This window comes from Nonomuraea deserti, assembly GCF_004348685.1.
GTDB classification, from domain to species: Bacteria; Actinomycetota; Actinomycetes; order Streptosporangiales; family Streptosporangiaceae; genus Nonomuraea; species Nonomuraea deserti.
This window is the reverse complement of sequence record NZ_SMKO01000015.1, coordinates 62,809-88,747: the sequence shown is the minus strand read 5'-3', so window position 1 is coordinate 88,747 and position 25,939 is coordinate 62,809. Positions and strand designations below refer to the sequence as shown.

Here is a 25,939-nt window from a genome sequence, read left to right as displayed (position 1 = left end):
TCTTAGGAGATCGCCTCGACAGTGGAGCGCACCTTGGTGAGCAGCTCTCCGGACAGCGGGGCGTAGCCCAGGTCCTTCAGCGCCGCCTGACCCTCGTCACTGGCGGTGTAGGTGAGGAACGACTTGACCAGCTTCGACTCCTCGGCCGGCAGGCCCTTCTCGCAGGTGATCTCGTACGTCACCAGCACGATCGGGTAGGCGCCCGGCGTCTTGGTGGCGTAGTCGATCGACAGGGCCAGGTCGTTGCCGGTGCCCTTGACCTCGGCGGTCTCGACGGTCTTGGCCGCGCTCTCCGGGGTCAGCTCGACGAACTCGCCGGAGCCGTTGGCGACCTTGGCCTTCTGGAGCTGGGAGTTGTCGGCGTACGACATCTCGACGTAGCTGATCGCGCCCTCGGTGTCCTTGACCGAGGAGGCGATGCCGTCGGAGCCCTTGGCGCCCTGGCCCTTGGCCTCGGCGGGCCACGCCTTGGCGGCCTCGTACGGCCAGCCGGCGGTGGCCTCGAGGAACTTGGTGAAGTTGTCGCTGGTCCCCGACTCGTCGGCCCGGTGGAAGGCCTGGATCGGCGTGGACGGGAGCGTGGCGTTGGGGTTGTCGGCCTTGATGGCCGGGTCGTCCCACTTGGTGATCTTGCTGTTGAAGATGCCGCCGAGCGTCTTGGGGGACAGCTGGAGGCCCTCGACGCCGGGCAGGTTGTACACGACCGCGACAGGGCCGGTCACCATGGGGATGTTGACGGCCTTGCCGGTCTTGCACCGGGCGTCCGCCTTGGCGGGCTCGTCCTCCTTCAGGGCCGAGTCGGAACCCGCGAGCGCGACCGTGCCCTGGATGAACGCCTGGATGCCCGCACCAGAGCCGCTGGGCTGGTAGTTGATGCTCACCCCGGGGTTCTTGGCCTGGAACTCCTTCTTCCACTGGTCGATCGCGTTGGCCTGGGCAGAGGAGCCTGCGGCGTTGATCGTGCCGCTCAGACCGCTGTCTGCCGCGGCCTCGGTGGCGGCGGTGGTGCCGCTGGCCCCGGTGTTGTTGTCTGTGCCGCACGCAGCGAGCGAGAGCGCGCCGACGAAGGCGACGGCGGCGAGCCGGCCTGCATACCTCACGGTTGGGTTCCTCCCACTTGGTCCTTAGTCGCCATGAAGCTATGCAGCGAAGGTGACTCAGACCCCTAACAAGGGTGAACGTTCGGTGAACGCACCAGGTCACCCTCATGATGGGTGCTATGACTTATCGCGTATGCCTCGTATGCATGGGGAACATCTGCCGCTCCCCGATGGCGGAGGTGGTGCTCCGCCAGACGCTCGCCGGCCGCGGGCTGGGCGACCGGGTCACCGTCGAGAGCGCCGGGACCGGCGAATGGCACGTGGGGGACCCCATGGACGAGCGGGCCCTCGACATCCTGGCCCGGCACGGGTATGACGGCTCGGTGCACCGGGCACGGCAGTTCGCGGGCGACTGGTTTGCCCGCTATGACCTAGTTTTGGCCATGGATCGGGACAACCTGGCCACCCTGCGGCGGATGGCTCCGTATGAGGTGGAGGTGCGGCTGTTCCGGTCGTTCGACCCCGCCGCGCCGGAGGGGGCCGAGGTGCCCGATCCGTACTACGGAGGCACCGAAGGGTTCGAGGAGGTGCTCGCGCTGGTCAGGGCGGCATCCGAGGGCGTGGCCAAGCACATCGCCGATGAGATCGACTGAGGACCTCGGCTCGTCGCACGGCCGGCGGCTCCAGCGGGGCGTGCTGGACGACGGGCGCGAGGTGTTCGTGAAGAGCGGCCAGGGCGCCCGGCATCGCTCCGAGGTGTTCGCGTCCGAGGCCGCCGGGCTGTGCTGGCTGGGCGAGGCGATCGCGGTGCCCGAGGTGATCGAGGCCGGTCCGGACCGGCTCGTGCTGTCGTGGGTGCGGCAGGAGCCGCCCGGCGCCGCGGCGGCCGAGCGGTTCGGGCGTGCGCTGGCCCGGCTGCACCGCGAGGGGGCGGACGCCTTCGGCGCGCCGTGGCCGGGGTTCATCGCCGAGCTGCCGATGGACAACGCGCCCGCGGCCGACTGGCCGTCCTTCTACGCCTCGCGGCGGGTGCTTCCGTTCCTGCGGCAGGCCCGGCTGCCGGCGCGGGACGCCTCCCTGGTCGAGCGGGCGGTGGACCGGATCGCCGAGGTGGCGGGACCGGCCGGGCCGCCCGCGCGCATCCACGGTGACCTGTGGAGCGGGAACGTGCTGTGGTCGGGCGGGTCGGGGGTGCTGATCGATCCGGCCGCCCATGGCGGGCACAGGGAGACCGATCTGGCCATGCTCGACCTGTTCGGGCTGCCGTACCTCGATCGGGTGCTGGGTGCGTACCGGGAGGAGTGGCCGCTCGCGGCGGGGTGGCGGGAGCGGGTGCCGCTGCACCAGCTGCATCCGCTGCTCGTGCACGTGGTGCTGTTCGGGGGCGGCTACCGGGACGCCCTGATGAACGCGGTGCGGCGGGTGCTGGCGCTCTAACCGTTCCTGCGTCTGCGGTAGGCGCGCTGCTGGCAGGCGCGTGAGCAGTAGACGCGGGGACGGCCGGACGGAGCCGGTTCCAGCGGGCCGCCGCATTCCGCGCACATTTCATCACGAATTTCGTCACGCTGTCGGACGAGGACCTCGACGCCGTCGAGCAGCCGGCGCAGGCCGAAGTCGAAGGAGTCCTCAGGGTGGTCCCAGCCGCCCGCGGTCCACAGGTGGGAGAGCGTCGGATAGCGGTCGAGGCGTTCGTAGAGCGAGTCGCGCGAGCCCCACCACTCCTCCTCCGACACCCCGCTGCGCCGCTCCTCCCGCCGGGTCTCGACCAGGACCAGGGCCTCCGCGTCGACGAACCGGCCGACCATGCCCACGACCGCGATGACCTCCGAGGGGCGCAGCGCCGTGCCGGCGAGCGTGCTCAGCATGTAGTCGTAGTGGGCGACGGCGTTGGGGCCGGGGACGTGGCGGCTGCCGCGCACCTCGGCCAGCCACGGATGCCGCTTGCGGATCTCCCACGCGTGCCTGGCCACGGCCTCCAGGCGGGCCCGCCAGCCTCCCGTCTCCGGAGCCTGCGGGTGCTCGCCGAGCACCTCGTCGAGCATCAGGTCGACGAGCTGGCCGCGGCCCGGCACGTGGCGGTAGAGCGACATGGTCGTGAAGCCGAGCCGGTCGGCGACCTTGCGCATCGACAGGCCCGCCAGCCCTTCGTCGTCGGCGAGCTCGACGGCGGCGCGCACGATCCTGGGCAGGCTGAGGCCCTGCCTCGGCTCGCGGTCGCCGGCCCGCCACAGCAGCTCGACACCGTGGTCGGGATCGTCGGCCCGGCCCCTCGCCATGCGCGCCCTCCTCGTTTATGGTGTACTACTATGTGTACGGCATAAACAGCAAAGGTGGTTCAGATGTTCCAGTTCCACGTCGCGCCCTCCGGCGACGACTCCTGGCCGGGATCGGCCGGGCGCCCCTTCGCCACCCTCGACCGCGCCAGGGCCGCGGCCCGCGAGACCGGCGGCGACGCCGTCGTACACCTTAGGGGTGGCGTGCACGCGCTCGCGCGGCCGTTCGAGCTCACTGAGGCCGATTCGGGGATCGTCTTCCAGGCGTACGGCTACGGCACCCACGAGCAGGAGGAGCCCGTGATCAGCGGCGGCCGGGTCGTCACGGGGTGGCGGGAACGCGACGGCGTCTGGGTGGCCGAGGTCGGCGAGCTCGACACCCGCCAGCTCTACGTCGACGGGCGCCGGGCCGAGCGGGCCGCCGTCCCCGGGTTGCCCGGCGAGGCCCGCGCGACCGCCACCGGCTACGTCACCGACGGCGGCGAGCCGCTCGGCTGGCGCAGCCCTGGGGACGTCGAGTTCGTCTTCCGGGGCGTCTACCCCTGGACGGAGGCCCGCTGCGGGGTCGCCGGCGTCTCCCGCGACGGGGACGCGACCGTGATCACCATGGCGCAGCCCGCCTTCGGGTGGGCCGGCGAGCTGTACAACTCCACGTGGGAGGGTCAGTCGTCGAGCGGGCCCGGCCTGCCCACCCGCATCGAGAACGACGCCGCCTTCCTGGCCGAGCCGGGCACCTTCGTGCTCGACCGGTCGCGTCCGGGGCGGCACGTGCTGATGTACCTGCCCCGCCCGGGGGAGCACCCATCACGTACGCGGGTCGTCGCGCCCGTCCTGGAGCGCCTGGTGAGCGTCACAGGGGCACGGGACGTGTCGTTCAAAGGCCTGGTGTTCGCCGAGGCCACCTGGCTGCGTCCGAGCGCGCCAGAGGGGTTCCTGCACTACCACGGCACCGGCTACTACGAGGGCGGCGGCGTCGAGACGGCGGTCATCGGGGAAGGGGCGTCCGTGACGTATCCCTCCACTTCCGTCACGATCCCCGCCTGCGTCACCTTTGACGCCGCCGAGAACGCGACGATCGAGGGGTGCCGGTTCACCCGGCTCGGCGCCTCCGGGCTGGGCGTCACCGGCGGCGCCGGTCTCGCGGTGCGCCGCTGCGCGTTCGACACGTTGTCGGGCGCCGGCGTCGAGGTCTCCGGCAGCCGGGAGACCTCGATCGAGGACAACCGCGTGCACCGCATCGGGCTCGAGTTCAGCGGCGCGCCCGGCATCTCCGTGGCGGGCACGCGTGACTGCGTGGTCGCGCACAACGAGGTGTCCCACGTGCCCCACTGCGGGATCGTCGTGGGTACCGGGCAGGGCGCCCGCATCCTGCGCAACCTCACGGCGGACACCATGGAGGTGCTGGCGGACGGGGGCGGCGTCTACCTGTCGGGGCCGCAGGGCGACTCCCCGGACAACCAGGCGCTCGTCCAGGGGAACGTCATCAAGGACACGCGCACGCCGTACAACTTCGGGCTCTACACCGACTACGGGGCCTCGTGGGTGACCGTGGAGGGCAACGTCGTCCTGCGGGCGGACAACACGGCAGTCCTCGAGGTGGGGCCGCCGCTGGAGAACGTGGTCTACCGGGGGAACTTCTGGGACCAGGATCCGCTGGGACACGACAATCCGCCCAGCGGGGTCACGTATGGGGGAAATGTGACGTACAAGGATGAACGGGAGCTGAACGCCGCAACCGCCGGCATCCAGTCCGAGGCCGGGCCTAGGCGTTGAGCCGGCGGATCACCTCGTCGTGGAGGGTGCCGTTGGTGCAGACGAGGCTGCCGCCCTCCAGGCCCTTCACGCCCGCCACGTCGGTCCAGACGCCGCCGGCCTCCTCGACGATCACGGTGAGCGCCGCCATGTCCCACGGCGACAACTCGGGCTCCGCGGACACCTCCACCGATCCCTCCGCGACCATCATGTGCGACCAGAAGTCGCCGTACGCCCTCGTGCGCCAGCAGGCGCGGCCGAGGTCGAGGAAGTTGTCGAGGCGGCCCGTCTTCTCCCAGCCGTCGAAGCTGGAGTAGGAGAGCGACGCGTCCTCCAGATTCGAGACCGACGACACGGTCATCCTGGACGCCTTGGTCAGGCTCTTGCCGGTCCACGCGCCGCCCTCGGTGGCCGCCCACCAGCGCCTGCCGAGCGCGGGGGCCGACACGAGGCCGACGACGACCTGGCCGTACTCCATGAGCGCGATCAGGGTCGCCCACACGGGCACGCCGCGCACGTAGTTCTTGGTGCCGTCGATGGGGTCGATGATCCACGACCGGGCGCCCCACCCGGTCTTGCCGAACTCCTCTCCCACGACCGCGTCGCGCGGCCTGGCACGGCGCAGCGTGCCCCTGATGGCCTCCTCCACAGCGCGGTCGGCGTCGCTGACCGGCGTCAGATCGGGCTTGGTGTCGACCTTCAGGTCGACCGCCTTGAACCGCCGCATGGTCAGGTCATCGGCGGCGTCCGCCATGACATGCGCGAGGCGAAGATCATCGTTGTAACCCTGCACGGTCGCCCACGCTACCGTGAGTCGTATACCGAACATCAGTCACCAACGTCTCTTTTCTGGTAACCGGTATCCCTTTTCCCTGTCAGTGGTAAGTACGTCATGTCAAGAGAGATCACTGATCTTTCCTGGCATTCCGTCCCCTTTTGCCCAACCCATCGACCGCCGGAAAGGCAGCGCGTACGAGCGCGCCATGACGGCACGTAAGGGCACCTGAAAGGGTCAGGCAGAGTCGTCGGGCGAGCCCTCGCGGCTGGACAGGAGACGGCGGAGCGACTCCAGGCGGGCGGGGTCGGCGTTGCCGGCGGCCGCCCAGGCGTCGAGGGCGCAGCCGTCGCCCAGGTGGGTGCAGCCCTTCGGGCAGTCGACCGTGCCCTCCACCAGGTCGGGGAACCCGGCCAGCACCGTCTCCACCGACACGTGGGCCAGCCCGAAGCTGCGCACGCCCGGGGTGTCGATGATCCAGCCGCCCTCCGGCAGCTCCAGGGCGACGGCCGAGGTGGAGGTGTGGCGGCCGCGGCCCGTGACGGCGTTGACCTGGGAGACGGCGCGGTTGGCGTCGGGGACCAGGGCGTTGACCAGGGTGGACTTGCCGACCCCCGAGTGGCCGACCAGGACGCTGATGCGCCCGGTCAGGTGGTCGCGCAGCTCGTCGAGCGAGCCGCCCTTGCGCACGACGACGTGCGAGACGCCCAGCGGTTCGTACAGGGCGACCAGGGAGTCGGGCGGGGCGAGGTCGGACTTGGTGAGGCAGAGCAGAGCCTCGATCTCGGCGTCGAACGCGGCCACCAGCATGCGGTCGATCATGCGGGGGCGGGGCGGCGGATCGGCCAGGGCGGTCACGATGACGAGCTGGTCGGCGTTGGCGACGACCGGGCGTTCGATGCCGTCGGTGTCATCGGTGTCGTCGGCCGAGCGGCGCAACATCGAGCTGCGCGGCTCCACGCGGACGACCCTCGCCAGGGTGTCGGGACGGCCGGAGACGTCGCCGACCAGCGCGACCCGGTCGCCCACGACGATGCCCTTGCGGCCGAGCTCGCGGGCCTTCATGGCGACCACCAGGCGGCGCTGCGCCTGCTGCCGGCGTTTCTGGACCGAGCCCTTCGGGCGTTCCGGCTCGACCAGGACGGTGTAGCGGCCCCGGTCGACGGCGACCACGAAACCTCCGACGGCGTCCTCGTGCGCAGGACGGATCCGGGTGCGCGGCCGTGACCCCTTGCCCGGCCTGACCCGTACGTCGTCCTCGTCGTACTCCCGCTTCCTCAGCGGTCCGCTCCCATACGCTCGCTTCCCCTCTGTGGTCGGTGACAGGGTGCTCGGTGACGCGGGCCGGGTGCGGCGGGCAGGTGCGGGCAGCGCGCAGTCACGTGTCGCCCATCTCCCACGTGCCCGGGGTTTCCCCCGCGAAACCAGCGGCGGGCAGCGGCCGGATCTCCGTCGTCATCGAGTGTCCAGCATCGCCGCCCACATTTGGACGAACTCCGGCAGGGTCTTGGCGGTCGTCGCGACGTTCTCCACCCGCACGCCCGGCACCGCGAGCCCGATCACCGCGCCAGCGGTGGCCATGCGGTGGTCGTCGTAGCTGTGGAAGGTGCCGCCGCGCAGCGGGCGCGGGCGGATGACCAGGCCGTCCTCCGTCTCCTCGGCGTCGCCGCCGAGGCGGTTGATCTCGGTGGCCAGCGCGGCCAGGCGGTCGGTCTCGTGGCCGCGCAGGTGGCTCACGCCCCGGATGCGGCTCGGGGTGCGCGCGAGCGCGGCCAGCGCGGCGATCGTCGGGGTCAGCTCGCCGACCTCGTGCAGGTCGGCGTCGATGCCGGTGATCTCGCCCGTGCCCGTGACGGCCAGATCGGCCGTGCGGGTGACCGTGGCGCCCATGGAGGTGAGCAGGCCCCGCAGGGCGTCGCCGGGCTGGGTGGTCTCGGCGGGCCATGCCGGGATGGTGACCGTGCCGCCCGTGACCAGCGCGGCGGCCAGGAACGGGGCCGCGTTGGACAGGTCGGGCTCGACCGTGACGTCTCTCGCCGCGATCGGGCCGGGCTCGACGCGCCACACGTCGCGCTCGCCGTCGTCGACCGTGACGCCGGCCGCCCTGAGCATCTGCACCGTCATCTCGATGTGCGGTTGCGAGGGCACCGGCGGGCCCACGTGGCGGATCGTGACGCCCTTCTCGAAACGCGCGGCCGCCAGCAGCAACCCCGAGACGAACTGCGACGAACCCGACGCGTCCAGCGTCACCTCGCCGCCCGTGACGGGCCCGGTGATCGTGAACGGCAGCGCGTCGTTGTCGACCCGCGCCTCCAGCGAGCGCAGCGCGTCGAGGATGGGCCCCATCGGGCGCTTGCGCGCGTGCGGGTCGCCGTCGAAGTGGACCGGGCCGTCGGCCAGCGCGGCCATCGGCGGGACGAAGCGCATGACCGTGCCCGCCAGGCCGGCGTCGATGCTGACGCCGCCGCGGACCGGGCCGGGCGTCACGTGCCAGTCGACCCCCGCGGCGCTCTCGCCGCCGGCCACCAGCGTGGTGCCGAGCGCCCGCAGCGCGGCCGCCATCAGGTCCGCGTCGCGGCTGCGCAGCGCACCGCGCACGACGCCGGGACCGTCGGCGAGCGCGGCGAGCAGCAGCGCGCGGTTGGTCACCGACTTGGAGCCGGGCAGCGAGACGGTGGCGCTGACGGGGGTCGTCGCCGTCGGTGCGGGCCAGAGCGGAGCGGGCATGGTCAAAGAGTACTGGGAGTGGCAGGACGCGGTCGAAGTCCGCGCGCCGCCGCCGGGCGGGCACGCGAGTGAGGGAAGGACATGGCAGTGTGGTGACATGTGCGGTAGATACGCCTCGGCGCGCAAGAAGCACGAGCTGCTCGAGGAGTTCCAGATCGAGCAGGACGGCGACCCCGAGAAGGAGCTCGGCGCCGACTACAACGTGGCGCCGACCAAGAACGTCTACGCCGTCCTGAGCCGCGTGCCCCACGAGGCCGAGCGGGCGGTCCGCCAGCTCAGGATCGTCAAGTGGGGTCTGGTCCCCGCCTGGGCGAAGGACCCGTCGATCGGCTCGCGGCTGATCAACGCCAGGGCCGAGACGCTGGCGGAGAAGCCGTCCTACCGCAGGGCGTTCGCCAAGCGCAGATGCCTGCTCCCGGCCGACGGCTATTTCGAGTGGATGCCGGTTGAAGGCGAGAAGAAGAAACAGCCGTACTTCATCCATCCCGCGGACGGCGGGGTGCTGGCCATGGCCGGCCTGTACGAGTTCTGGAAGGATCCCTCGCGCGCCGACGACGACCCGCTCAAATGGCTCGTCAGCTGCACCGTCATCACCACCGACGCCGAGGACCACCTGGGCCGCATCCACGACAGGATGCCCATGATGATCGAGCGCGACCGCTGGGCCGAATGGCTCGATCCCAAGCTCACCGACACCGGGCGGGCCTCGGAGCTGCTGGTGCCCGCCGAGTCGGGGCGGCTCACGGCGTACGCGGTCGCCACGGAGGTGAACAACGTCAGGAACAACGGTCCCGACCTCATCAAACCGCTCCCCGAGGCGGGGGAGCCCGCGCTGTTCTAAAGGTGTAAGAAGCGCGGTAAGTGGGCATTCGGTGAGGAAAGCGATGCAACCGTTCACTCGGTGTCACCGCCACATAGGCCCCCATTGATCGCGCCGGCGGGGACATCCGGGGAGTCCCTGGCCGCAGGCTTCCCTCATTCACCCGGAGGTGCGGATTCGTGGACGTCACGACCGCTCGTGAGCGGCTGAAAGACATGCTCGCCGAACTGGACCGCTCGATCGGGGTCCTCAAAGGCGACCCCGTCGCCGTGCGGGAATACTCCGCGGCCGACGCGGGCTCCGACCTCACCGACGCCGACCGCGCGCAGGCCATGCTGACCGTGGCCACCGCGCAGCGCCGCGCGGTGGTGGAGGCGATCGAGCGCATCGACGAAGGCGCCTACGGCAGGTGCGTCGACTGCGGCAAGCCCGTGCCCGAAGGCCGGCTGGAGGCCCGCCCCGAGGCCGCGCGGTGCGTGCAGTGCCAGGGGAAGCGGGAGCGCCGCCGCTGACCGCGCCGGGGCCGCCGGCCACGAAGAACGGCGGCCCGCTCGGCCGGCAGGGCCCGTCAGAAGAGCCCGCCGGCAGGCCGTCAGCGCTTGCGGGCGCTGGCCACCAGGTGGATCCCGACGGTGTCGTCGTCGTCGGGATGGGCCTCGAGCTCCGTGCGCACCAGATAGGACAGGGCGCGCGCGTCGGACGACAGCACGTGGTCGACCGTGGACGGCGACAACACCGTGCGCGGCCGCATCCACTCCACCTCCAGCCCGGCGCCCACCAGCAGCTCGCGCAGCTGCCCGCTGCTGAAGCAGCGCGTGATGCTGCCGTCGGGCCACGGCACGAGCATCACCTCGCCGGTCTGGCGCAGGTGCTGCCACTGGCCCTGCTCGGCCAGGATCGCCATGCCCAGCACGAGCGAGTCGACGCACACCAGCGCCCGGCCGCCGGGGCGCAACACCCTGGCCACGTCGCTCATCGCCGACTCGGCCATCAGCTCGACCGACATCGCGCGCTCTTCGGCGAGGACGGCGTCCACGCTCTCGTCGGGCAGGAACGACAGATCGTCGGCGCGTACGTGACGGACGCGGTCGGCATCGCGCAATCGGGACTGCGCGTCGACCGTGCGGCGGAAGTCGAGCACCTCGATCACCCGGTGCCCCGCCCTGGCCGCCTGGCCGGACCACCGGCCGCGGCCGCCGGACAGGTCGAGGATCACGGAGGGCTGGCCGGGAAGCCATCGGTTCAGTTGCTCGGCGGCGACGGCGCGATAGAAGGTCCAGTACGGCCCGAGCGTCCCTGAGCCGTTCAGTTCCTCGGCCGGAATGGGCAGCACACGCGACTCCTGGGTTACGGAAAAAGGGCTACCAGCCGGTACGTTATGACGTTCCCCGCACCGGGTCCTTCGTACCTTCTATCTTGCGGGAACAGACGAGGGCGCGGGTGTGTTGCGACGAGCATGCTCACATTGCTCAGCCCCCAACCCGCCGACCAGGAGGTCATGGGCCAGCGGGTATCCTCCCCTGAGTACGGTGTTCCGCCACGGTCGGCCACCGGTGATCTTAGGGGGGTGGGTCCGGTGCCCGCGACAGGCGCGGAGACGCTGGAGCAGCGAAGCGAGCGATTCGAGCGCGACGTCATGCCGTATCTCGAGCAGCTCTACTCCGCCGCGCTCCGGATGACCCGAAATCCCGCGGACGCGGAGGACCTGCTGCAGGAGACCTTCGCCAAGGCGTTCGCGTCGTTCCACCAGTTCCAGCAGGGCACCAACCTCAAGGCGTGGCTCTACCGGATCCTGACCAACACCTTCATCAACAGCTACCGCAAGAAGCAGCGCGAGCCGAAGCAGTCGGGCGCCGAGGAGATCGAGGACTGGCAGCTCGCGCGGGCCGAGTCCCACACCTCGAGCGGGCTGAAGTCGGCCGAGGTCGAGGCGCTCGAGCACCTGCCCGACGGCGACATCAAGCAGGCTCTGGCGGCCCTGCCCGAGGAGTTCAGGATCGCCGTCTACCTGGCTGACGTCGAGGGCTTCCCCTACAAGGAGATCGCCGACATCATGGGCACTCCGATCGGCACCGTGATGTCGAGGCTGCACAGGGGACGCAGGCAGTTGCGGGGCCTCCTTGAGGACTATGCTCGCGAGCGTGGCCTGGTCCCGGCGGAGGGATCGAAATGAGCTGTGGCAACCCGCATGACACCGACTGTCGCGAGGTGCTCGACAAGGTCTACGCCTATCTCGACGGCGAGCTGACCGAAAGCGACGTCGCCGACATCCGCGTGCATCTCGACGAGTGCAGCCCGTGCCTGCAGGAATATGATCTGGACAAAGCGGTCAAGGCGCTCGTGCACAAACACTGCGGCTGCGACCCGGTCCCGGCCGACCTGCGTTCCAAGGTCCTGGCCCGCATCGCGCAAGTGAGGTCGGAGCTGGCCGACTAGGATCGACCGCATGCGCGCGTTGGTCACCGGGGGTGCCGGGTTCATCGGTTCGAATCTCGTCGATCGCCTGTTGGCCGACGGGCACGAGGTCGACGTGGTCGACGACCTGTCCTCAGGGCGCCGGGGCAACCTGGCGCAGGCGGCCGGGAGCGACCGCTTCCGGCTGCACGAGATCGACGTGCGCGATCCCGCGCTGATCGGGCTGGTCGCCGACCTCCAACCCGAGGTCATCTGCCACCTGGCCGCGCAGATCAGCGTGCGCAAGAGCGTCGCCGACCCGGTGCACGACGCGGGCGTCAACGTCGCGGGCACGGCGTCCGTGCTGGCCGCGGCCCACGAGGGGCGCACCCGCAAGGTGGTGTTCGCCTCGTCGGTGGCGGTCTACGGCAGGCCCTCGACGATCCCGGTGCCCGGTGACGCGCCGACCGACCCGCGTTCTCCTTACGCCGCCTCCAAGCTGAGCGGCGAGACCTACCTAGCCACGTTCCGGGCCCTCTACGGTCTCGAATACACCACGCTGGTGCTCTCCAACGTCTACGGCCCGCGCCAGTCGCCCGAGGGCGAGGCCGGCGTGGTCGCCATCTTCACCGACGCGCTGCTGTCGGGCACGCCCACGGTCCTCTACGGCGACGGCACCCAGACCCGCGACTACATCTACGTCGACGACGTGGTCGACGGCTTCGTCAGGGCGTGCGGGGCGGAGGGCAACGGCCGCAGGTTCAACCTCGGCACCGGCATCCAGACCAGCGACCGCCGGCTGCACTCGCTCATCGCCGACGCGGCGGGCGCCCAGGACAAGCCGGGGTTCGCGCAGCCGCGCGTGGGCGACCTGCCGGCGATGGCGGTCGACCCGGTGCCCGCCCACGACGGGCTCGGCTGGCAGCCGCGCACCGACCTGTCGACCGGCGTGAAGAGGACCGTGGAGTGGGCCGCCGCACATCGCGTCTCGTAGTTGCTTGATTACGCTTTGCTTGCTATTTCACACTCGGCCGGTGCGACCACGTCCTCTTCTGTAGCGTGAAACTCCACAAGTCGACCGTGGAGGCATGCGTATGTTGAAGGCTATGGTCGCCCGGCTGCTCATGGCCGCCGTGCTGGCCGCTCCGATGGTCATGGTGTTCGGGGGAGCGATCCCACCCGGGGTCTCCTGGACCTGACCGCCGTAGGGGGCCGCAATGCGTGATCTGCCGTGGCCCGCAAGGGCCTATCTGGTCGCTGTGATCGGGGTGGCGGCCGCTCTCATCGTTCGCGGCGTCGTGGTCTCCGGTGCCCCCGTGGCTCCGGAGGACCTCGACATCCTGCTCGTGCTCGCGCTGCTGTTCCTGGTCTGCGAGTCGATGCCGACGCTGCTCAACGTGGAGCAGTTCGCCGTCTCGGTGAGCTTCTCGGCCTCGCTGGCCGCCGTGGTGCTGCTCGGTCCCGAGGGGGCGGCGCTGGTGGGGCTGACCGCGTTCGTGAGCGTGCGGCCGGGACTGCCGCTGATCAAACGCCTGTTCAACGGCGCCCAGTTCGCCATCTGCGGCTTCGCGGCCGGGTGGGTCTACGTCGCGCTCGACGGGCAGGTCGGCGTGCCTCAGGTCAACGCGTTCGACGACCTGATCGGCCCCTACGTCGCGGCCACGGCGGTTTTCGTGCCGCTCAACATCGTCCTCACCCTCACCGTGATCGCACTGGCCACGGGGTCGCGCGCCACCGAGGTGCCGATGCGCGGCATGGTCCAGTTCCTGCTGTCCTATCTGGGCTACGGCACGTTCGGGCTGCTGGTGGCGGGGTTGTGGGCCACCGTGGCGTCGATCTCGGCGGTGCTGGTGCTGGTGCCGCTCTTCGTGGCGCGGTGGGCGTTCGGCCAATATCACGCGCAGCAGCGCTCCTACGACGCCACCATCGCCGCGCTCTGCCAGGCGGTGGAGACGAAAGACTATTACACGCGCGGCCACTGCACGCGGGTCTCGCACGCCTCCTCCATGATCGCTCAGGAGATCGGCATGGGGGTCGAGCGGGTGCGGGCGATCCGCTACGCCGGCATGCTCCACGACGTGGGCAAGCTCGGCGTGCCGACCAAGGTGCTGCAGAAGGACGGGCCGCTCACCGAGGAGGAGTTCGCCGCGATCCAGCTGCACCCGATGCGCGGGCTGGAGATCGTACGCGGCATCGGGTTCCTCGACGAGGCCTACGCCGGCATCATGCACCACCACGAGCGCCACGACGGCACCGGCTACCCGATGGGGCTGGCCGGTGAGGAGATCCCCGAGTTCGCGAAGGTCATCGCGGTGGCCGACGCGTTCGACTCGATGACCTCCGACCGTTCCTACCGCGGCGCCAGGCCGGTGCCGGTGGCCGTGGAAGAGCTGCGCAAGTGCGCCGGCACCCATTTCGACCCGGTCATGGTCGCGGCCTTCATCAGGGCGCTCGAGCGCGAGCCGTGGCAGCCGCCGCGCCGCGTCGATCCGCCGCCTCCCGAGGCCGCCGAGTCCCCGATCAAGGACCACGACGACCCGACCATGCCCATCGAGGTCGTGACCGGTCAATGATCACCACAGCGCGTCCCCGGAGGCGGGCCGAGCGGTCCGTGAGCACGGTCCTGCGCCGGCTCGACTCGGGGCAGCTCCTGCTCATCTGCGCGGCCGGGCTGGTCGCGGTGGCGGGGGTCGGCTACACCGCCGCCGCCGGGCTCGAACGCCCGGAGATCGCGGTCGGGTTCGGCGCGCTGATCGCGGTCGGCGAGCTGGCCAGGCTCACCATGCCGGGCAACAGGGAGGTCGCGCCCATCGGGGCCGCGGCGGCGCTCGGCTACACGTTGCTGCTCGACCTCAGCCAGAATCCGCTGCGCCACCCCGCGCTGCAGGTGGTCGCCGTGATCGCGGTCGGCATGACCGCGGGAGCGCTGCCGCACCTGGCCGTCGGCCGCCCGCCGCGGCTCGACGCGATGGCCAGGCGGCTGCTCACCGGCGCGTTGCCGGCGTTCGCGTTCCGGCCCCTGGCCGACCCGCTCTACGAGCTCACCAAGCCGCCGACCAGCACGTGGTGGCCGGCGCTCGCGGCGATGGCCACGCTCATCACGATCACCTTGCTGATCGACGTGCTGATCGCGGCGCTGCTCAGGGCGGAGCAGCTGCGCACCGCGTTCCGGGTGGCGGTGCGCGACGAGATCAACATGGCGTTCCCGCTGGGCGCCGCCGTGGGCTCGTCGGGCGTGCTGCTCGCGCTGGCCACGCACAGCATGGACCTGGTGGCGCTGCTGGTGTTCGCCGCCCCGCTGCTGGTCACCCAGGTCGCCTTCAGGAAATACGCCGGCATCCGCGCCACCTACCTGCAGACCGTGCGCGCCCTGTCCCGGGTGACGGAGGTCGGCGGCTACGTCGAGCCCGGCCACTCGCGCCGGGTGAGCCGGCTGGCCGTGGCCATCGGCAGAGAGCTGGGCATGGCCGAGCCCGAGCTGCTGGAGCTGGAATACGCGGCACTGATGCACGACATCGGCCAGCTGTCGTTGCGCGACCCGATCCCCGGCGGCGCCACCGTGCTCACCGAGCCCGAGCAGGCCCGCCGCATCGCCGAGCTGGGCGCCGAGGTGATCCGGCAGACGGGCGTGCTCGACCGCGTGGCCGAGGTGGTCAGGCGGCAGTGCGACCCGATCACCGAGGACCCGCCGCTGTCGAGTCGCATCATCAAGGTCGCCAACGCCTACGACGACCTGGTGGGGCCCTCGACCGACCGCGACCGCGCCGGGGCGGCGCTGGAGCGCGTCCGGCTGTCCCCCGGCGGCTCCTACGACCCCCACGCGATCGAGGCGCTCGGGCGTGTGATCGACCGTGGCCGCGTCTGAGCTGTTGTCGCCCGCACGCAGTCACCGGCCCGTGGAGCGCTCCTTATTGTGGGGTTCCTACAGATCGTGCTCGCCGCTTCGGTGGTTTCGGGGGAAAGGGGTCAAGCCGGTGGCGGTCATAAAGTGGTCGGCGTGCTTACTGAGACGCTCGGCCCTGTTCTGGTCGCCAACCGAGGTGAGATCGCGCGGCGGATCATCCGCACGGTCAAACGGATGGGCCTGCGTGCCGTCGCCGTGCACTCGGAGGCCGACGCCGACCTGCCGTTCGTCCGCGAGGCCGACGAGGCGGTGCTGATCGGCCCGGCCAACCCCGCGCAGAGCTACCTCGACGCCGGCAAGGTGCTGGAGGCGGCGCGCGCGGCGGGCGCGCGGTCCGTGCACCCGGGCTACGGGTTCCTCGCGGAGAACGCCGCGTTCGCCCGGGCCGTGATCGAGGCGGGGATGGTGTGGATCGGTCCCGCGCCCGAGGCCATCGACAGGATGGGCGACAAGATCAACGCCAGGAACCTCATGGAGGCGGCGGGCGTTCCGGTCGCGGCGGGCACTCGCGAGCCGGTCACCGACCTGTCGCTGGCGCTGCGGGCCGCGGAGTCCATCGGCTACCCGGTCATGGTCAAGACCGCGGCCGGCGGCGGTGGCATCGGCATGAGCGTGGCCTACGACGACGAGGGCCTGGGCAAGGCTTACGACCAGGCGGCCAGGGCGGCGGCGAGGTTCGCCGGGAGCGCGGGTGACGCGCTCGACGGGCCCGCCGTGCTGCTCGAGCGCTATATCGAGCGGGCCCGCCACGTCGAGGTGCAGATCCTCGGCCTGCCCGACGGCAGGGTCGTGGCGCTGGGCGAGCGCGACTGCTCGGTGCAGCGCCGCCACCAGAAGGTCGTCGAGGAGTCGCCGTCCCCCGGCATCACGCCGGAGCTGCGCGAGCGCATGCTCGCCGCCGCCGTGCGGGCCGGAGAGGCCGTCGGCTATGCCGGCGCGGGCACCGTCGAGTGCCTGGTCGACGCCGACCGGCAGGATTTCGTGTTCCTGGAGATGAACACCAGGCTGCAGGTGGAGCACCCGGTCACCGAGCTGGTCACCGGCGTCGACCTGGTCGAGCTGCAGCTGCGCGTCGCGGCGGGCGAGAGCCCCGAGGTGCCGGCCGAGCCGGCCGGGCACGCGATAGAGTTCCGCGTCTACGCGGAGGACCCGAAGCGGTTCTTCCCCGGCCCTGGCACGATCACGGTGTGGGAAGAGCCGACGGCCGACGGCGTGCGGGTGGACTCCGGCTATGAGGTGGGAAACACGGTCACCCCGTTCTACGACCCGCTCATGGCCAAGCTCTGCGTCCGCGGCGAGAGTCGCGCCGACGCGCTGGAGAAGGGCCGCAAGGCGGTTGCGGCGTTCACCGTAGAGGGACCCAAGAACAATCTGCCATTCTGTGCGGAGCTGCTGGAGAACGCGGAGTTCGTCGCCGGCGACTACGACACCGGTCTGGTCGCGCGCATGCGCGCCTAGATCGCGAACATTATTCGATCATGGGAAGAGGGGAGTCGCGGTGGCTGAGGTACGCGCCGAGATGGTGGCCAACGTGTGGAAGGTCGTCGTCCGCGAGGGCGACACCGTCTCCGAGGGTGACACGCTCGTCATCCTCGAGTCGATGAAGATGGAGATCCCGGTGCTCGCCGAGGACGACGGCACGGTGGCCCAGCTCAAGGTGGCCGAGGGCGACGTGATCCAGGAAGGCGACCTGATCGCCGTCATCGACGACTAGCGGCCCCTCAGGTCGTGCGCCGTTCGCTCGCGGCCAGGAATCTGGCGCGGTCGACGAGGACGCGCTCGATCGTGCCCTGGCCCACGACGGAGTGCTCGTCGTGGGCCTCGAAGGCGAAGGTCAGGCGACGGCCGTCGACCCGGGTCAGCTCGACGCCGATCTGCACGCGCGTGCCGAGCGGGCTGGCGGCCACGTGCTCCAGCTCGACCCGGGTGCCCACGGACGTCTGGCCCGGCGCGAGGTGCCGCTCGACGGCGCGCACGGTCGCCGCCTCGGCCAGCGCGAGCAGCCGGGGCGTGGCCAGCACGGGCACGTCTCCGCTGCCCACGCTCTTGGCGGTGTCGTCCATCTCGACCACCATGAGCGACTGGGCGCGAAGACCAGGAGCGAGCGTCATGGGATCAGCCTAGCGATCCGGCCGTCGAGTTCCGCGAAACGCGGACAAGGCCCGCCGTGAGGCCGCAGGATAGAGTTTGTACGGCTTGAGGCATTTGAGTGGCATGTGGGACAGGTGAGTCGTACACTCTCTGACTTCCGTGACCACTGTGTTACCTTACCGCGATAAAAGTTCGCTTTGTTGGAGACTCGCGGGGTGGGAGAGGTTACCGAAGTAGGGGGGTAACGGGGGCGTCATGGTGGCACAAGGGACGACGCTGGCGGGGCGGTATCGGTTGGATACTCGCATCGGCGCCGGCGGCATGGGCGAGGTGTGGCGGGGCGAGGATATCGTCCTGGCCCGCACCGTCGCCGTCAAGGTGCTGCTGCCAGGCCGTATGGAGGACCCGGGGTTCGTCGCTCGCTTCCAGGGGGAGGCGCGGGCGATGGCCACCATCAACCACTCCGGCGTGGTCGACGTCTACGACTACGGCGTCAGCGGCGACACCGTCTACCTGGTGATGAAGTTCGTCGACGGCGAGCCGCTCGACCGCTTACTGTCCAGGCTGGGCCGGATCGCGCCGCAGCAGGCCATGGAGCTGATCGCGCAGGCCGCCTCGGCGTTGCAGGCCGTGCACGACCAGGGCATCGTGCACCGCGACGTCAAGCCGGGCAACCTCCTCGTGCAGCGCGACGGCACGCTGGTGCTGACCGACTTCGGCATCGCCAGAGCCGATCTGGCCAACCGGCTCACCGACGCCGGCATGGTGCTCGGCACGGCCGCCTACTGCGCCCCCGAGCAGGCCGAGGGCGCGCCGGTCACGCCCGCGGTCGACATCTACGCGCTCGGCGTGGTCGCGTACGAGTGCCTGATGGGGCAGCGTCCGTTCGACGGCGACAGCGCGGTCACGATCGCGCTCAAGCACATCCGCGAGGCCCCGCCGCCACTGCCCGCCGAGATCCCCCCGGCGGTGCGCACGCTGGTCGAGGTCGCGCTGTCGAAAGACCCGACCAGGCGCTACCCGTCGGCCAGGGCCATGAGCGAGGCGGCCCGCGCGGCCGCCAGCGGGCAGCCATCGCCCGTGCCGGAGCCGGTGCAGGCGCCCCCCACCGGGACGGGCGCGGCCGCTCCGCCGATGGAGGCGTACCAGACCGGTGCGCACCAGCAGGCGTCGCAGGACACCAACGTGTCCGAGCGCCGCGGGGGCAGCCGTCGGGCGGCGAAGGCGCCGCGCAGGACCGGCCTGATCGCGGGCATCGCGGTCGCGGTGGTGCTCGGCGCGGGCGCCGGCGCGGTCGCCCTGACGGGCATGACCCCCGGCGAGCCGAAGGTCACCAAGACCGCCGTCCCCGAGGGCAACGAGTCGCCGCTCGACCCCTCTCCCACCAAGACCACCAGACTGCACAGGCCCGATCCGACGACCTCGGAGCCCAGGCCGACCACCAGGCCACCCAGGCCCGACCCGACGACCTCGGAGCCCAAGCCGACCAGGACGCCCACCCGCACTCCGACGCCCACTCCGACGCCCACCACCACGCCGTCGGGCTCTCCCACGCCCACCGCGGGCCAGAAGCGCGTGCCCAAGGTGGTCGGGATGAGGTTCCTCGACGCGCAGGAAATCATCCTGGCGATGGGCTTCGAGGTGGGCCTCGACGACCAGACCACCACCACCGACGGTCTGCGCTGCGGCACGGTCAAGGCCACGACGCCCAAGGGCGGCACCGTGGCGGACGAAGGCGACAAGGTCACGCTGGTCGTCGTCGACAGCCCCTGCACGAGCGGCAGCCCCAGCCCCACCCCGTCGGCCACCCCGAAACGGTGAGGCGATCTCCGGCGTGACCCCGGCACCCGGCCTGGAACCGCGGGCCGGGGCAGCCTGGACGTGGCCTCACACCCCCGTCGTGTTGCGGGGGTAGGCGATCTGCGGGTCGGTGGCGATGTTCACCATGTAGGGGATGCCCGAGTCGAACGCCCTGCGCAGCGCCGGCCCGATCTCCGACGGCTTGGTGACGAGCTCGCCGCCGCCGCCGAGCGCGGTCACGACCTGGTCGTAGCGGCACTGGGGCTGCAGCTCGGCCGCCACGTCGTAGCCGTACAACATCTGCATGGGGTGCTTCTCCAGGCCCCAGATGCCGTTGTTGCCGCAGACCATGACGACCGGCAGCCGGTGGCGTACGAGGGTGTCGACGTCCATCAGGGAGAACCCGGCGGCGCCGTCGCCGAGCAGCAGCACGACCTGTGAGGACGGCCTGGCCAGGCGGGCGGCGATGGAGTAGCCGAGGCCGGTGCCGAGGCAGCCGTACGGGCCCGGGTCGAGCCAGTTGCCCGGTTGCCGGGGCTCGACGTACTTGCCCGCGTAGGAGACGAAGTCGCCGCCGTCGCCGATGACCACGGCGTCGTCGGCCAGGATCTTGCCCAGCTCGCCGTAGATGCGCATGGGGTGGATCGGGTCGGAGTCGGAGGCCAGCAACTCGGCGTCGCCGGCGATGGCCGCGGCGGCCGTGTCGGACAGCTTCGTCACCCAGGGGGCGTAGCCGTCGGGTTTGACGCCCGCGTCGCCACAGGCGGCGCCGAGGCTCCAGAACACCACCGACAGGTCGCCGGCGGCGGACGCGGCCGGCTGCATGTGCGTGGCCAGCTGGGACGGCGCGTCGGCGATGTGGACCACGCGGGCCAGCGGCGCGCCGTCCTTGCCGCCGAACCAGCCGTAGCCCAGGCGGAAGTCGAGCGGGGTGCCGACCACGATCACCAGGTCGGCCTGGGAGAAGGCGAGCCCGCGCGCCCGGGTGACGAGCAGCTCGTGCCCGGACGGCAGGATGCCGCGGCCCTGGCCGTTGGGGATGACCGGCAGCCGCCACGTCTCGGCGAAGTCGCGGGCGGCCTCCTCGGCGCGCTCCATCCACACGTCGGACCCGTACACCAGCACGGGCCGCTCGGCCTCGGCCAGCAGCCGTGCGATGCCGGCCAGGTCGCCGGGGTCGGGCTCCAGCGGCGAGGGCGTCTGCGTCTGCACGTCGTGCACAGGCGACGGCGAGAACAGGTGGTCCATGTAGAAGTCGAGGAACACCGGGCCGCGATGGGAGGCGACCGCCGTGCGGAAGGCCATCTCGACCTCGTGGCCGACCGACTCGGCGGCGCTCGCGGTGAACGACAGCTTGGTGATCGGGTCGAGCAGCGGCGGGTGGTCCATCTCCTGCAGCGCGCCGCTGCCCCAGCGCGACTGGGGCGCCCGGCCGCCCATGACGACCACGGGAGAGCCGTTGAAGTGGGCGGTCGCGACGCCGCTGACGCCGTTGGTGATGCCGGGGCCGGCGGTCAGCACGGCCAGGCCGGGCTTCCTGGTCAGCCGGGCCGTCGCCTCGGCGGCGAAGACCGCGCTCTGCTCGTGGCGTACGTCGAGGATGCGCATCTCCTCGTGCACGGCGCCGTCGTAGAGCGGAAAGACGTGCCCTCCCGACAGGGTGAACATGGTCTCGACGCCATAGGCCTTGGACACGGCGACGGCGGCGTCACCGGCGTGCTTCGCAGACTCCATGCCGGGAACTTACCAACCAGTCACAGGAGTAAACAGACCTTAAGGCCCGTACACAAATGATCTTCACCGGCAGCACAGGTTGACGTTGCCGTCCGGCGCCGTCGCGGTGATCTTCCTCGGCGAGCCGGGGTCCTTGCCGATGTCCAGGGTGGTGTTGCGGCCGACCACCGAAACGTCGTAGGAGCCGCCGCGTACGTGCACGTCCACGTCACCGGACGTCCTGACGACGGCTCTCACGTCCGCCGGCGGGCTGACGAAGCTGATGTGCACGTTGCCCGCCCCGACCTCCACATCGGCCTTCTCGGCGTCGAGCCCGTCGGCGTTGATGTCGCCCGTGCCGACCCTGGCCCACAAGGAGCCGGCGAGGTCGTTGACGCGCACGTCGCCGGAGACGGAATTGAGGCGCACGTCGCCGAACACGTCGCCGACGCTGAGCCCGCCACGGGTCGTGCCGGCCTCGATGTCGGTCTCGGGCGGCACGAAAAGGAGGTATTCGGCCATGCAGCGGGGCCCTTCCGGCTGGTCGGCCTCGGGGCAGACCGCGTCGAGCCGGAGGGTGCTCGTACGCGCGTCCCAGTCTTCCGTGACGGTGGGCCGGTCACGCGTCCACCGCAGGGACCTGTGGATGAACACCTCGCCGGCCTTGCCCGGCAGGATGGACACGCGCACGTCACCCTTGGAAGCGCTGACCTTGATCTTGGGCGCGTCGAACGGGATGGACCGCTGCTTGGTGTCCTCGGGCATCCTGGTCGTGGCGAACCCCTGCCACAGCGCGGTCGTGGACAACAGCAGCGCCACCGCGGTGGTCAGCGCGCCCACGATCAGCCAGACCGCTCTCATGGCAGGCTCCTGATCCTGAGGAACCGCAGCACGGCGAGCACACGCCGGTGGTCGCCCTCGGCGGGTGACAGGTCGAGTTTGGTGAAGATGTTGCCGATGTGCTTGCCGACCGCCCCTTCGCTGAGCACCAGCGCCTGGCCGATGCCGGCGTTGGACCGGCCTTCCGCCATCAGCTGGAGCACCTCGTGCTCGCGCGGCGTCAGGCGCTCCAGCGGGTCGCTGTTGCCGCGCAGCAGCAGCTGGGCGACCACCTCGGGGTCGAGGGCGGTGCCGCCGGAGGCCACCCTGCGCAGCGCGTCGATGAACTCGGCCACGTCGGCCACCCGGTCTTTGAGCAGGTAGCCGACACCGCCGGTCGCGGCCGAGGCCAGCAGTTGGGCGGCGTAGCGCTCCTCGACGTACTGGGAGAGCACGAGGACCGCGAGGCCCGGCTGCTGGCGGCGCAGCAGGAGCGCGGCCCGCAGCCCCTCGTCGGTGTGCGTGGGCGGCATCCTGACGTCGGTGATGACCAGTTCGGGCCGGTGCTCCTCGGCCGCCCGCAGCAGCCCCTCGGCCTCGTCCACGGCCGCCACCACCTCCATGCCGGAGGCGTCCAGGAGCCGGATCAGGCCCTCTCGCAGGAGCACGGAGTCCTCGGCCAGCACTACTCGCACGGCAGTTCCACCTCGATCGTCGTCGGGCCGCCCAGCGGGCTGGACAGCCGGAGAGACCCGTCGACCGCGTCGATCCGCTGGGCCAGGCCGCGCAGCCCGGTGCCGCCGTCCAGCGCGGCGCCGCCGCAGCCGTCGTCGTACACCTCCACGTGCAGGCGGTCGCGCTCTCGCCGCACGTTCACCTCGGCCCTGGTGGCCGAGGCGTGTTTGGCGATGTTGGTCAGTGCTTCGGACACGATGAAGAACGCCACCGCCTCGATGGTCGGACTGGTACGCCGCTCGATGTCGACCCGGAGCCTGACCGGGACGGGCGCGCGGGCGGCGACGCCGGACAGCGCCGCGTCCAGGCCCTGGTCGTTGAGCACGGCCGGGTGCAGGCCCCTGACGAAGTCGCGCAGCTCCTTGAGCGCCTGCTTGGCCTCCTCGTGGGCCTGCTCGATCGCCACGCGCGCCGGCTCGGGCAGGTCGGTCAGGGTGGCCCTGGCCAGGCCGAGGTTCATGGCGAGGGAGACGAGCCGCTGCTGCGCGCCGTCGTGCAGATCACGCTCGATCCTACGGCGCTCGGCGTCGGCCGCGTCGATCACACCGGCCCGGCTCTCGGTCAGCGTCTCGATCCGCTGCCCCAGCTCCGAGCGGCTGGGCCCGAGGAGCGTACGCGCCACCAGCAGGTCGAGCGCCGCCATGCCGCGCGCCAGGAAGGGGGCGAGTATGAGCAGCACGAGTCCCACCCCCATGAAGATCCCGAGCACGCGCCCGTCGCGCAGGTTGTACTCGAACACCATGGGCGGGGGCTCCAGCCGCGGCGGCAGGAACGACAGCAGCCCCACGAATGATCCGCCCCAGGCCGTGGCCACCAGGAACGCCGCGGCGGCGCCCACGAACGGCGACAGCAGGTGGTAGGCGAGCTGCCGCCACGCCGCGGGGCTCCGCCATCCCGCCGGCGGCGGTGTGGGCGGGATGCGCACCCCCTGGAACGCCGCGAACCGGGAGCACTGCACCCGGGTGAACCACGGCAGGGCCCGCCACAGCAGGCGGGGGACCACGGCCAGCAGGACCGTCAGCCCGCCGAGCAGCACGGCGACCGGCAGGCCGGTCATGACGTGAGCCGTGTCGAGCCAGGCCCGTGCCGACCACGGACGGGGGACTGTCATGCCCCAACGGTATTGACCGGCGGGGGAGCCGCGAAATAGGCCTGGTGTGCTGGTGGATGGTGGGGCTAGCCCCACCATCGGGTCAGAGCCTGTTTCAGCGGACCTCCCGCCGGAAGGCGGCAGGGTCGAACGTGCCGCCCAGCGTGGCGCCCAGCCCTTTGCGCGCCACCTCGGCGAACGCCTGCCTGTCCAGGTCGCCCGCGCCGTCGGGCAGCGCCCCTGCCAGCGGCCGCGCGGCCAGCATCTCCAGGTCGGCCACGCCGCTGCGCGCGGCCGTCCCCGGCCGCCGCGGCCACCGGCCGATGACCAGACCGGCCAGGTCGAGCCCGCGATGGGCCAGCGCCTCCAAGGTGAGCGCGGTGTGGTTGACCGCGGCACCGCCGGCCCCGGCCACGACGAGCACCTGAGCGTTCAGGGCGCGCGCGAGGTCGGCGACGGTGGCGCCGTCCTCGTCGAAGCGCTCCAGCAGCCCTCCAGTGCCCTCCACGACCACCAGGCGGTTGCTCTCACCCAGCTCCCGCACCAGCTTGGCGGCCCCGGCCAGCGACACGGGCGGCATGCCCGCGGCCCTGGCCGCGGCGGCGGGGGAGAGCGGGTCGGTGAACCGGCGCAGCTCGAAGGTGGTGGCCACCCCGGACAGCCGGATCACGTGGTCGACGTCGCCCGGCGCGCCGGGCGCCACCCCGGTCTGGGCGGGCTTGACCACGGCGGTCGCCGCCCCGCGCGCCAGCGACAGCACGGCCACGGCCGCCGTCACCACGGTCTTGCCCACCCCGGCTCCGGTGCCGGTGACGACGAGAATGCTCATGGACGTCAGCCTAGGAGTCAGCGAAGAACACGGCCCGCGGCGCGCTCGTCACGGCGAGTGCCCCGTGAGCCCTCACGACCGGCGCTCGACGGAGCCGAGCCGGCGTCGGCGGGTCCGGGCAAGGTGGCCTGCCGTAACGCATGATGTCCGTCACGGACGGCGCAGGCGCGTGACGAACTTGTACCGGTCGCCGCGATAGAGCGACTGGGCCCACTCGACGGGGTTGCCGTCGGCGTCGAAGGCGTGGCGCGTGAGCAGCAGCATCGGCAGGCCGACGTCGACGCCCAGGGCCTTGGCGTCGTACGGCGTGGCCAGCACCGTCTCGATGATCTCCTCGGCGTCGGTGAGCCGCACGTTGTAGGCGTTGTGCAGGGTCTCGTACAGCGACGCGTGCACCTCCAGCTCGCGCCGCAGCCGGGGGAAGCGGCGGGCGGACAGGTGGGTCGTGTCGATGGAGACCGGCTCGCCGTTGGCCAGCCTGAGGCGGTGGATGCGCAGCACGCGCCCGCCGGGGTTGATGGCCAGGCGCCGGGCCAGCGCCTCGTCGGCGGTGATGTAGCCGATCTCCAGGATCTTGGTGTCCGGCTCCAGGCCGGCGGTGCGCAGGTCGCCGATGTAGGAGGTGAGCTGGAGGACCTGGGCCACCTTCGGCTGGGCCACGAACGTGCCCTTGCCCTGGATGCGCAGCAGCCTGCCCTCCACCACCAGCTCGGTCAGCGCCTGCCGGACCGTGGTGCGGGAGGTCTCGAAACGTACGGCGAGCGTGCGCTCGGGCGGCAGCGCGGTGCCGGGCGCGAGGCTCTTGGTGAGCTCGAGCAGGCTCCGTTTCACGTCGTAGTACTTCGGAACGCGGGGGCTGTCGTCAGTCACGCTCTCACCTTCACTTCTGCCACGGCGGTGAGGGCGTGTCTGGTCACCGCGAGATCATCGGAACTCACTTCGGCCCGAGCGGTCAACCGCGGGCCGGAGCCGCCGACCGGCGCCGAGCGCGTACGACAGCTGGCACGCACGGATCCGGGCTGCTCAGGTTGATGGTGAAGGATATCCACAGCGATGTGCGCGATCGCAACCGAGGCCGGTCCGCGAGCCGTGTCGCGGAGGGTCCACCCGCCCGTGCAGATCACCTCCGGCTGGTGGCGCGCAGCCCTTTTCCTGGAGCTGAGCGGTGTCGGCTGTG

The 25,939-nt window shown here is 71.3% G+C and carries 26 protein-coding genes; 13 read left to right on the top strand and 13 right to left on the bottom strand.

Translation table 11 applies throughout. The features are described 5' to 3' along the window. Positions 1 to 2: 2 nt before the first annotated feature. Positions 3 to 1,100: a phosphate ABC transporter substrate-binding protein PstS gene (gene pstS, locus E1292_RS09230; protein WP_132594035.1), complete on the bottom strand. Its 1,098-nt coding sequence runs from the start codon at positions 1,098 to 1,100 to the stop codon at positions 3 to 5. Between the two features lie 146 nt (positions 1,101 to 1,246). Between pstS and E1292_RS09225 the strand changes: the two genes are divergently transcribed. Both E1292_RS09225 and E1292_RS09220 read left to right on the top strand, forming a co-directional pair. Beyond that, positions 1,247 to 1,693, top strand: a complete 447-nt coding sequence (locus E1292_RS09225) for a low molecular weight protein-tyrosine-phosphatase (RefSeq protein WP_246090018.1) — start codon at positions 1,247 to 1,249, stop codon at positions 1,691 to 1,693. Further along, positions 1,680 to 2,477, top strand: a complete 798-nt coding sequence (locus tag E1292_RS09220; RefSeq protein ID WP_132594031.1) for a fructosamine kinase family protein — start codon at positions 1,680 to 1,682, stop codon at positions 2,475 to 2,477. Before E1292_RS09225 ends, E1292_RS09220 begins: the two co-directional genes overlap by 14 nt. On the opposite strand, the gene E1292_RS09215 is transcribed toward E1292_RS09220, so the two are convergent. Further along, on the bottom strand, positions 2,474 to 3,316 hold the full coding sequence (locus E1292_RS09215; protein WP_132594029.1) for a TetR/AcrR family transcriptional regulator: 843 nt from the start codon (positions 3,314 to 3,316) through the stop codon (positions 2,474 to 2,476). The two genes, E1292_RS09220 and E1292_RS09215, sit on opposite strands and share 4 nt — an antisense overlap. Positions 3,317 to 3,379: 63 nt before the next feature. On the opposite strand from E1292_RS09215, the gene E1292_RS09210 reads away from it, so the two are divergent. Continuing rightward, on the top strand, positions 3,380 to 5,086 hold the full coding sequence (locus E1292_RS09210) for a right-handed parallel beta-helix repeat-containing protein (protein WP_132594027.1): 1,707 nt from the start codon (positions 3,380 to 3,382) through the stop codon (positions 5,084 to 5,086). Here the strand turns inward: E1292_RS09210 and hisN are convergent. The 3 genes from hisN to aroA all read right to left on the bottom strand — a co-directional run bounded on the left by hisN (position 5,076) and on the right by aroA (position 8,567). Continuing rightward, on the bottom strand, positions 5,076 to 5,894 hold the full coding sequence (gene hisN / locus E1292_RS09205; protein ID WP_439331881.1) for a histidinol-phosphatase: 819 nt from the start codon (positions 5,892 to 5,894) through the stop codon (positions 5,076 to 5,078). The genes E1292_RS09210 and hisN overlap by 11 nt on opposite strands. Positions 5,895 to 6,077: 183 nt before the next feature. Then, entirely contained in the window at positions 6,078 to 7,121 is a 1,044-nt protein-coding gene (gene rsgA / locus E1292_RS09200; protein WP_132594023.1) for a ribosome small subunit-dependent GTPase A, read from the bottom strand. A 174-nt stretch (positions 7,122 to 7,295) separates the two neighbouring features. Then, positions 7,296 to 8,567 (bottom strand): 3-phosphoshikimate 1-carboxyvinyltransferase, encoded by a 1,272-nt coding sequence (gene aroA, locus E1292_RS09195; protein ID WP_132594021.1) that lies wholly within the window; start codon positions 8,565 to 8,567, stop codon positions 7,296 to 7,298. Positions 8,568 to 8,664: 97 nt separating this feature from the next. On the opposite strand from aroA, the gene E1292_RS09190 reads away from it, so the two are divergent. Together E1292_RS09190 and E1292_RS09185 are read left to right on the top strand one after the other, a co-directional pair. Next, positions 8,665 to 9,408 (top strand): SOS response-associated peptidase, encoded by a 744-nt coding sequence (locus tag E1292_RS09190; RefSeq protein WP_132594019.1) that lies wholly within the window; start codon positions 8,665 to 8,667, stop codon positions 9,406 to 9,408. A gap of 158 nt (positions 9,409 to 9,566) precedes the next feature. After that, on the top strand, positions 9,567 to 9,899 hold the full coding sequence (locus tag E1292_RS09185; RefSeq protein WP_132510083.1) for a TraR/DksA family transcriptional regulator: 333 nt from the start codon (positions 9,567 to 9,569) through the stop codon (positions 9,897 to 9,899). 80 nt (positions 9,900 to 9,979) lie between these two features. On the opposite strand, the gene E1292_RS09180 is transcribed toward E1292_RS09185, so the two are convergent. Beyond that, on the bottom strand, positions 9,980 to 10,720 hold the full coding sequence (locus tag E1292_RS09180; protein WP_132594017.1) for a class I SAM-dependent methyltransferase: 741 nt from the start codon (positions 10,718 to 10,720) through the stop codon (positions 9,980 to 9,982). 234 nt (positions 10,721 to 10,954) lie between these two features. Here E1292_RS09180 and E1292_RS09175 point away from each other — a divergent pair, with 234 nt between their 5' ends. The 7 genes from E1292_RS09175 to E1292_RS09145 all read left to right on the top strand — a co-directional run bounded on the left by E1292_RS09175 (position 10,955) and on the right by E1292_RS09145 (position 17,399). After that, a complete protein-coding gene (locus tag E1292_RS09175; protein WP_132510087.1) occupies positions 10,955 to 11,560 on the top strand; it encodes a sigma-70 family RNA polymerase sigma factor in 606 nt (201 codons plus the stop codon). Beyond that, a complete protein-coding gene (rsrA, locus tag E1292_RS09170; RefSeq protein ID WP_132594015.1) occupies positions 11,557 to 11,823 on the top strand; it encodes a mycothiol system anti-sigma-R factor in 267 nt (88 codons plus the stop codon). The genes E1292_RS09175 and rsrA overlap by 4 nt, the downstream gene beginning before the upstream one ends. A 10-nt stretch (positions 11,824 to 11,833) precedes the next feature. Next, complete coding sequence (locus E1292_RS09165) at positions 11,834 to 12,775, top strand: NAD-dependent epimerase/dehydratase family protein (protein WP_132594013.1); 942 nt, start codon at positions 11,834 to 11,836, stop codon at positions 12,773 to 12,775. A 223-nt stretch (positions 12,776 to 12,998) separates the two neighbouring features. Beyond that, a complete protein-coding gene (locus tag E1292_RS09160; RefSeq protein ID WP_132594011.1) occupies positions 12,999 to 14,354 on the top strand; it encodes an HD-GYP domain-containing protein in 1,356 nt (451 codons plus the stop codon). Beyond that, positions 14,351 to 15,646, top strand: coding sequence for an HD-GYP domain-containing protein (locus tag E1292_RS09155; RefSeq protein ID WP_132594009.1), 1,296 nt, complete (start codon positions 14,351 to 14,353; stop codon positions 15,644 to 15,646). The genes E1292_RS09160 and E1292_RS09155 overlap by 4 nt, the downstream gene beginning before the upstream one ends. Positions 15,647 to 15,778: 132 nt before the next feature. After that, on the top strand, positions 15,779 to 17,143 hold the full coding sequence (locus E1292_RS09150; protein ID WP_246090017.1) for an acetyl-CoA carboxylase biotin carboxylase subunit: 1,365 nt from the start codon (positions 15,779 to 15,781) through the stop codon (positions 17,141 to 17,143). A 40-nt stretch (positions 17,144 to 17,183) separates the two neighbouring features. Further along, complete coding sequence (locus E1292_RS09145) at positions 17,184 to 17,399, top strand: biotin/lipoyl-binding carrier protein (RefSeq protein WP_132336371.1); 216 nt, start codon at positions 17,184 to 17,186, stop codon at positions 17,397 to 17,399. A 7-nt stretch (positions 17,400 to 17,406) separates the two neighbouring features. On the opposite strand, the gene E1292_RS09140 is transcribed toward E1292_RS09145, so the two are convergent. Next, positions 17,407 to 17,796, bottom strand: a complete 390-nt coding sequence (locus E1292_RS09140) for a thioesterase family protein (protein ID WP_132594005.1) — start codon at positions 17,794 to 17,796, stop codon at positions 17,407 to 17,409. 274 nt (positions 17,797 to 18,070) lie between these two features. On the opposite strand from E1292_RS09140, the gene E1292_RS09135 reads away from it, so the two are divergent. Further along, on the top strand, positions 18,071 to 19,597 hold the full coding sequence (locus tag E1292_RS09135; protein ID WP_246090016.1) for a protein kinase domain-containing protein: 1,527 nt from the start codon (positions 18,071 to 18,073) through the stop codon (positions 19,595 to 19,597). A gap of 66 nt (positions 19,598 to 19,663) precedes the next feature. Here the strand turns inward: E1292_RS09135 and E1292_RS09130 are convergent, their stop codons facing one another. The 6 genes from E1292_RS09130 to E1292_RS09105 form a co-directional block, all read right to left on the bottom strand. After that, a complete protein-coding gene (locus tag E1292_RS09130; protein ID WP_132594001.1) occupies positions 19,664 to 21,310 on the bottom strand; it encodes an acetolactate synthase in 1,647 nt (548 codons plus the stop codon). A 63-nt stretch (positions 21,311 to 21,373) separates the two neighbouring features. Next, positions 21,374 to 22,150 carry a DUF4097 family beta strand repeat-containing protein gene (locus E1292_RS09125; protein ID WP_132593999.1) on the bottom strand — a complete coding sequence of 259 codons (777 nt, stop codon included), beginning with the start codon at positions 22,148 to 22,150 and terminating at the stop codon, positions 21,374 to 21,376. Beyond that, complete coding sequence (locus tag E1292_RS09120) at positions 22,147 to 22,803, bottom strand: response regulator transcription factor (RefSeq protein WP_132593997.1); 657 nt, start codon at positions 22,801 to 22,803, stop codon at positions 22,147 to 22,149. The genes E1292_RS09125 and E1292_RS09120 overlap by 4 nt, the downstream gene beginning before the upstream one ends. Then, positions 22,794 to 23,954, bottom strand: coding sequence for a sensor histidine kinase (locus E1292_RS09115; protein ID WP_132593995.1), 1,161 nt, complete (start codon positions 23,952 to 23,954; stop codon positions 22,794 to 22,796). Before E1292_RS09115 ends, E1292_RS09120 begins: the two co-directional genes overlap by 10 nt. Positions 23,955 to 24,048: 94 nt before the next feature. Continuing rightward, the gene (gene bioD, locus E1292_RS09110; RefSeq protein WP_132593993.1) at positions 24,049 to 24,762 is read right to left on the bottom strand and encodes a dethiobiotin synthase; all 714 of its coding nucleotides are present in this window, start codon (positions 24,760 to 24,762) and stop codon (positions 24,049 to 24,051) included. Between the two features lie 150 nt (positions 24,763 to 24,912). Further along, complete coding sequence (locus tag E1292_RS09105; protein WP_132331367.1) at positions 24,913 to 25,632, bottom strand: GntR family transcriptional regulator; 720 nt, start codon at positions 25,630 to 25,632, stop codon at positions 24,913 to 24,915. Positions 25,633 to 25,939: the final 307 nt, after the last annotated feature.

Coding starts and splice junctions, on each gene's coding strand:
- E1292_RS09225 (WP_246090018.1), top strand. CDS start 1,247: ATGGGGAACATCTGCCGCTCCCCGATGGCGGAGGTGGTGCTCCGCCAG.
- E1292_RS09220 (WP_132594031.1), top strand. CDS start 1,680: ATGAGATCGACTGAGGACCTCGGCTCGTCGCACGGCCGGCGGCTCCAG.
- E1292_RS09215 (WP_132594029.1), bottom strand. CDS start 3,316: ATGGCGAGGGGCCGGGCCGACGATCCCGACCACGGTGTCGAGCTGCTG.
- E1292_RS09210 (WP_132594027.1), top strand. CDS start 3,380: ATGTTCCAGTTCCACGTCGCGCCCTCCGGCGACGACTCCTGGCCGGGA.
- hisN (WP_439331881.1), bottom strand. CDS start 5,894: ATGTTCGGTATACGACTCACGGTAGCGTGGGCGACCGTGCAGGGTTAC.
- aroA (WP_132594021.1), bottom strand. CDS start 8,567: ATGCCCGCTCCGCTCTGGCCCGCACCGACGGCGACGACCCCCGTCAGC.
- E1292_RS09190 (WP_132594019.1), top strand. CDS start 8,665: ATGTGCGGTAGATACGCCTCGGCGCGCAAGAAGCACGAGCTGCTCGAG.
- rsrA (WP_132594015.1), top strand. CDS start 11,557: ATGAGCTGTGGCAACCCGCATGACACCGACTGTCGCGAGGTGCTCGAC.
- E1292_RS09165 (WP_132594013.1), top strand. CDS start 11,834: ATGCGCGCGTTGGTCACCGGGGGTGCCGGGTTCATCGGTTCGAATCTC.
- E1292_RS09160 (WP_132594011.1), top strand. CDS start 12,999: ATGCGTGATCTGCCGTGGCCCGCAAGGGCCTATCTGGTCGCTGTGATC.
- E1292_RS09155 (WP_132594009.1), top strand. CDS start 14,351: ATGATCACCACAGCGCGTCCCCGGAGGCGGGCCGAGCGGTCCGTGAGC.
- E1292_RS09140 (WP_132594005.1), bottom strand. CDS start 17,796: ATGACGCTCGCTCCTGGTCTTCGCGCCCAGTCGCTCATGGTGGTCGAG.
- E1292_RS09130 (WP_132594001.1), bottom strand. CDS start 21,310: ATGGAGTCTGCGAAGCACGCCGGTGACGCCGCCGTCGCCGTGTCCAAG.
- E1292_RS09125 (WP_132593999.1), bottom strand. CDS start 22,150: ATGAGAGCGGTCTGGCTGATCGTGGGCGCGCTGACCACCGCGGTGGCG.
- E1292_RS09115 (WP_132593995.1), bottom strand. CDS start 23,954: ATGACAGTCCCCCGTCCGTGGTCGGCACGGGCCTGGCTCGACACGGCT.
- bioD (WP_132593993.1), bottom strand. CDS start 24,762: ATGAGCATTCTCGTCGTCACCGGCACCGGAGCCGGGGTGGGCAAGACC.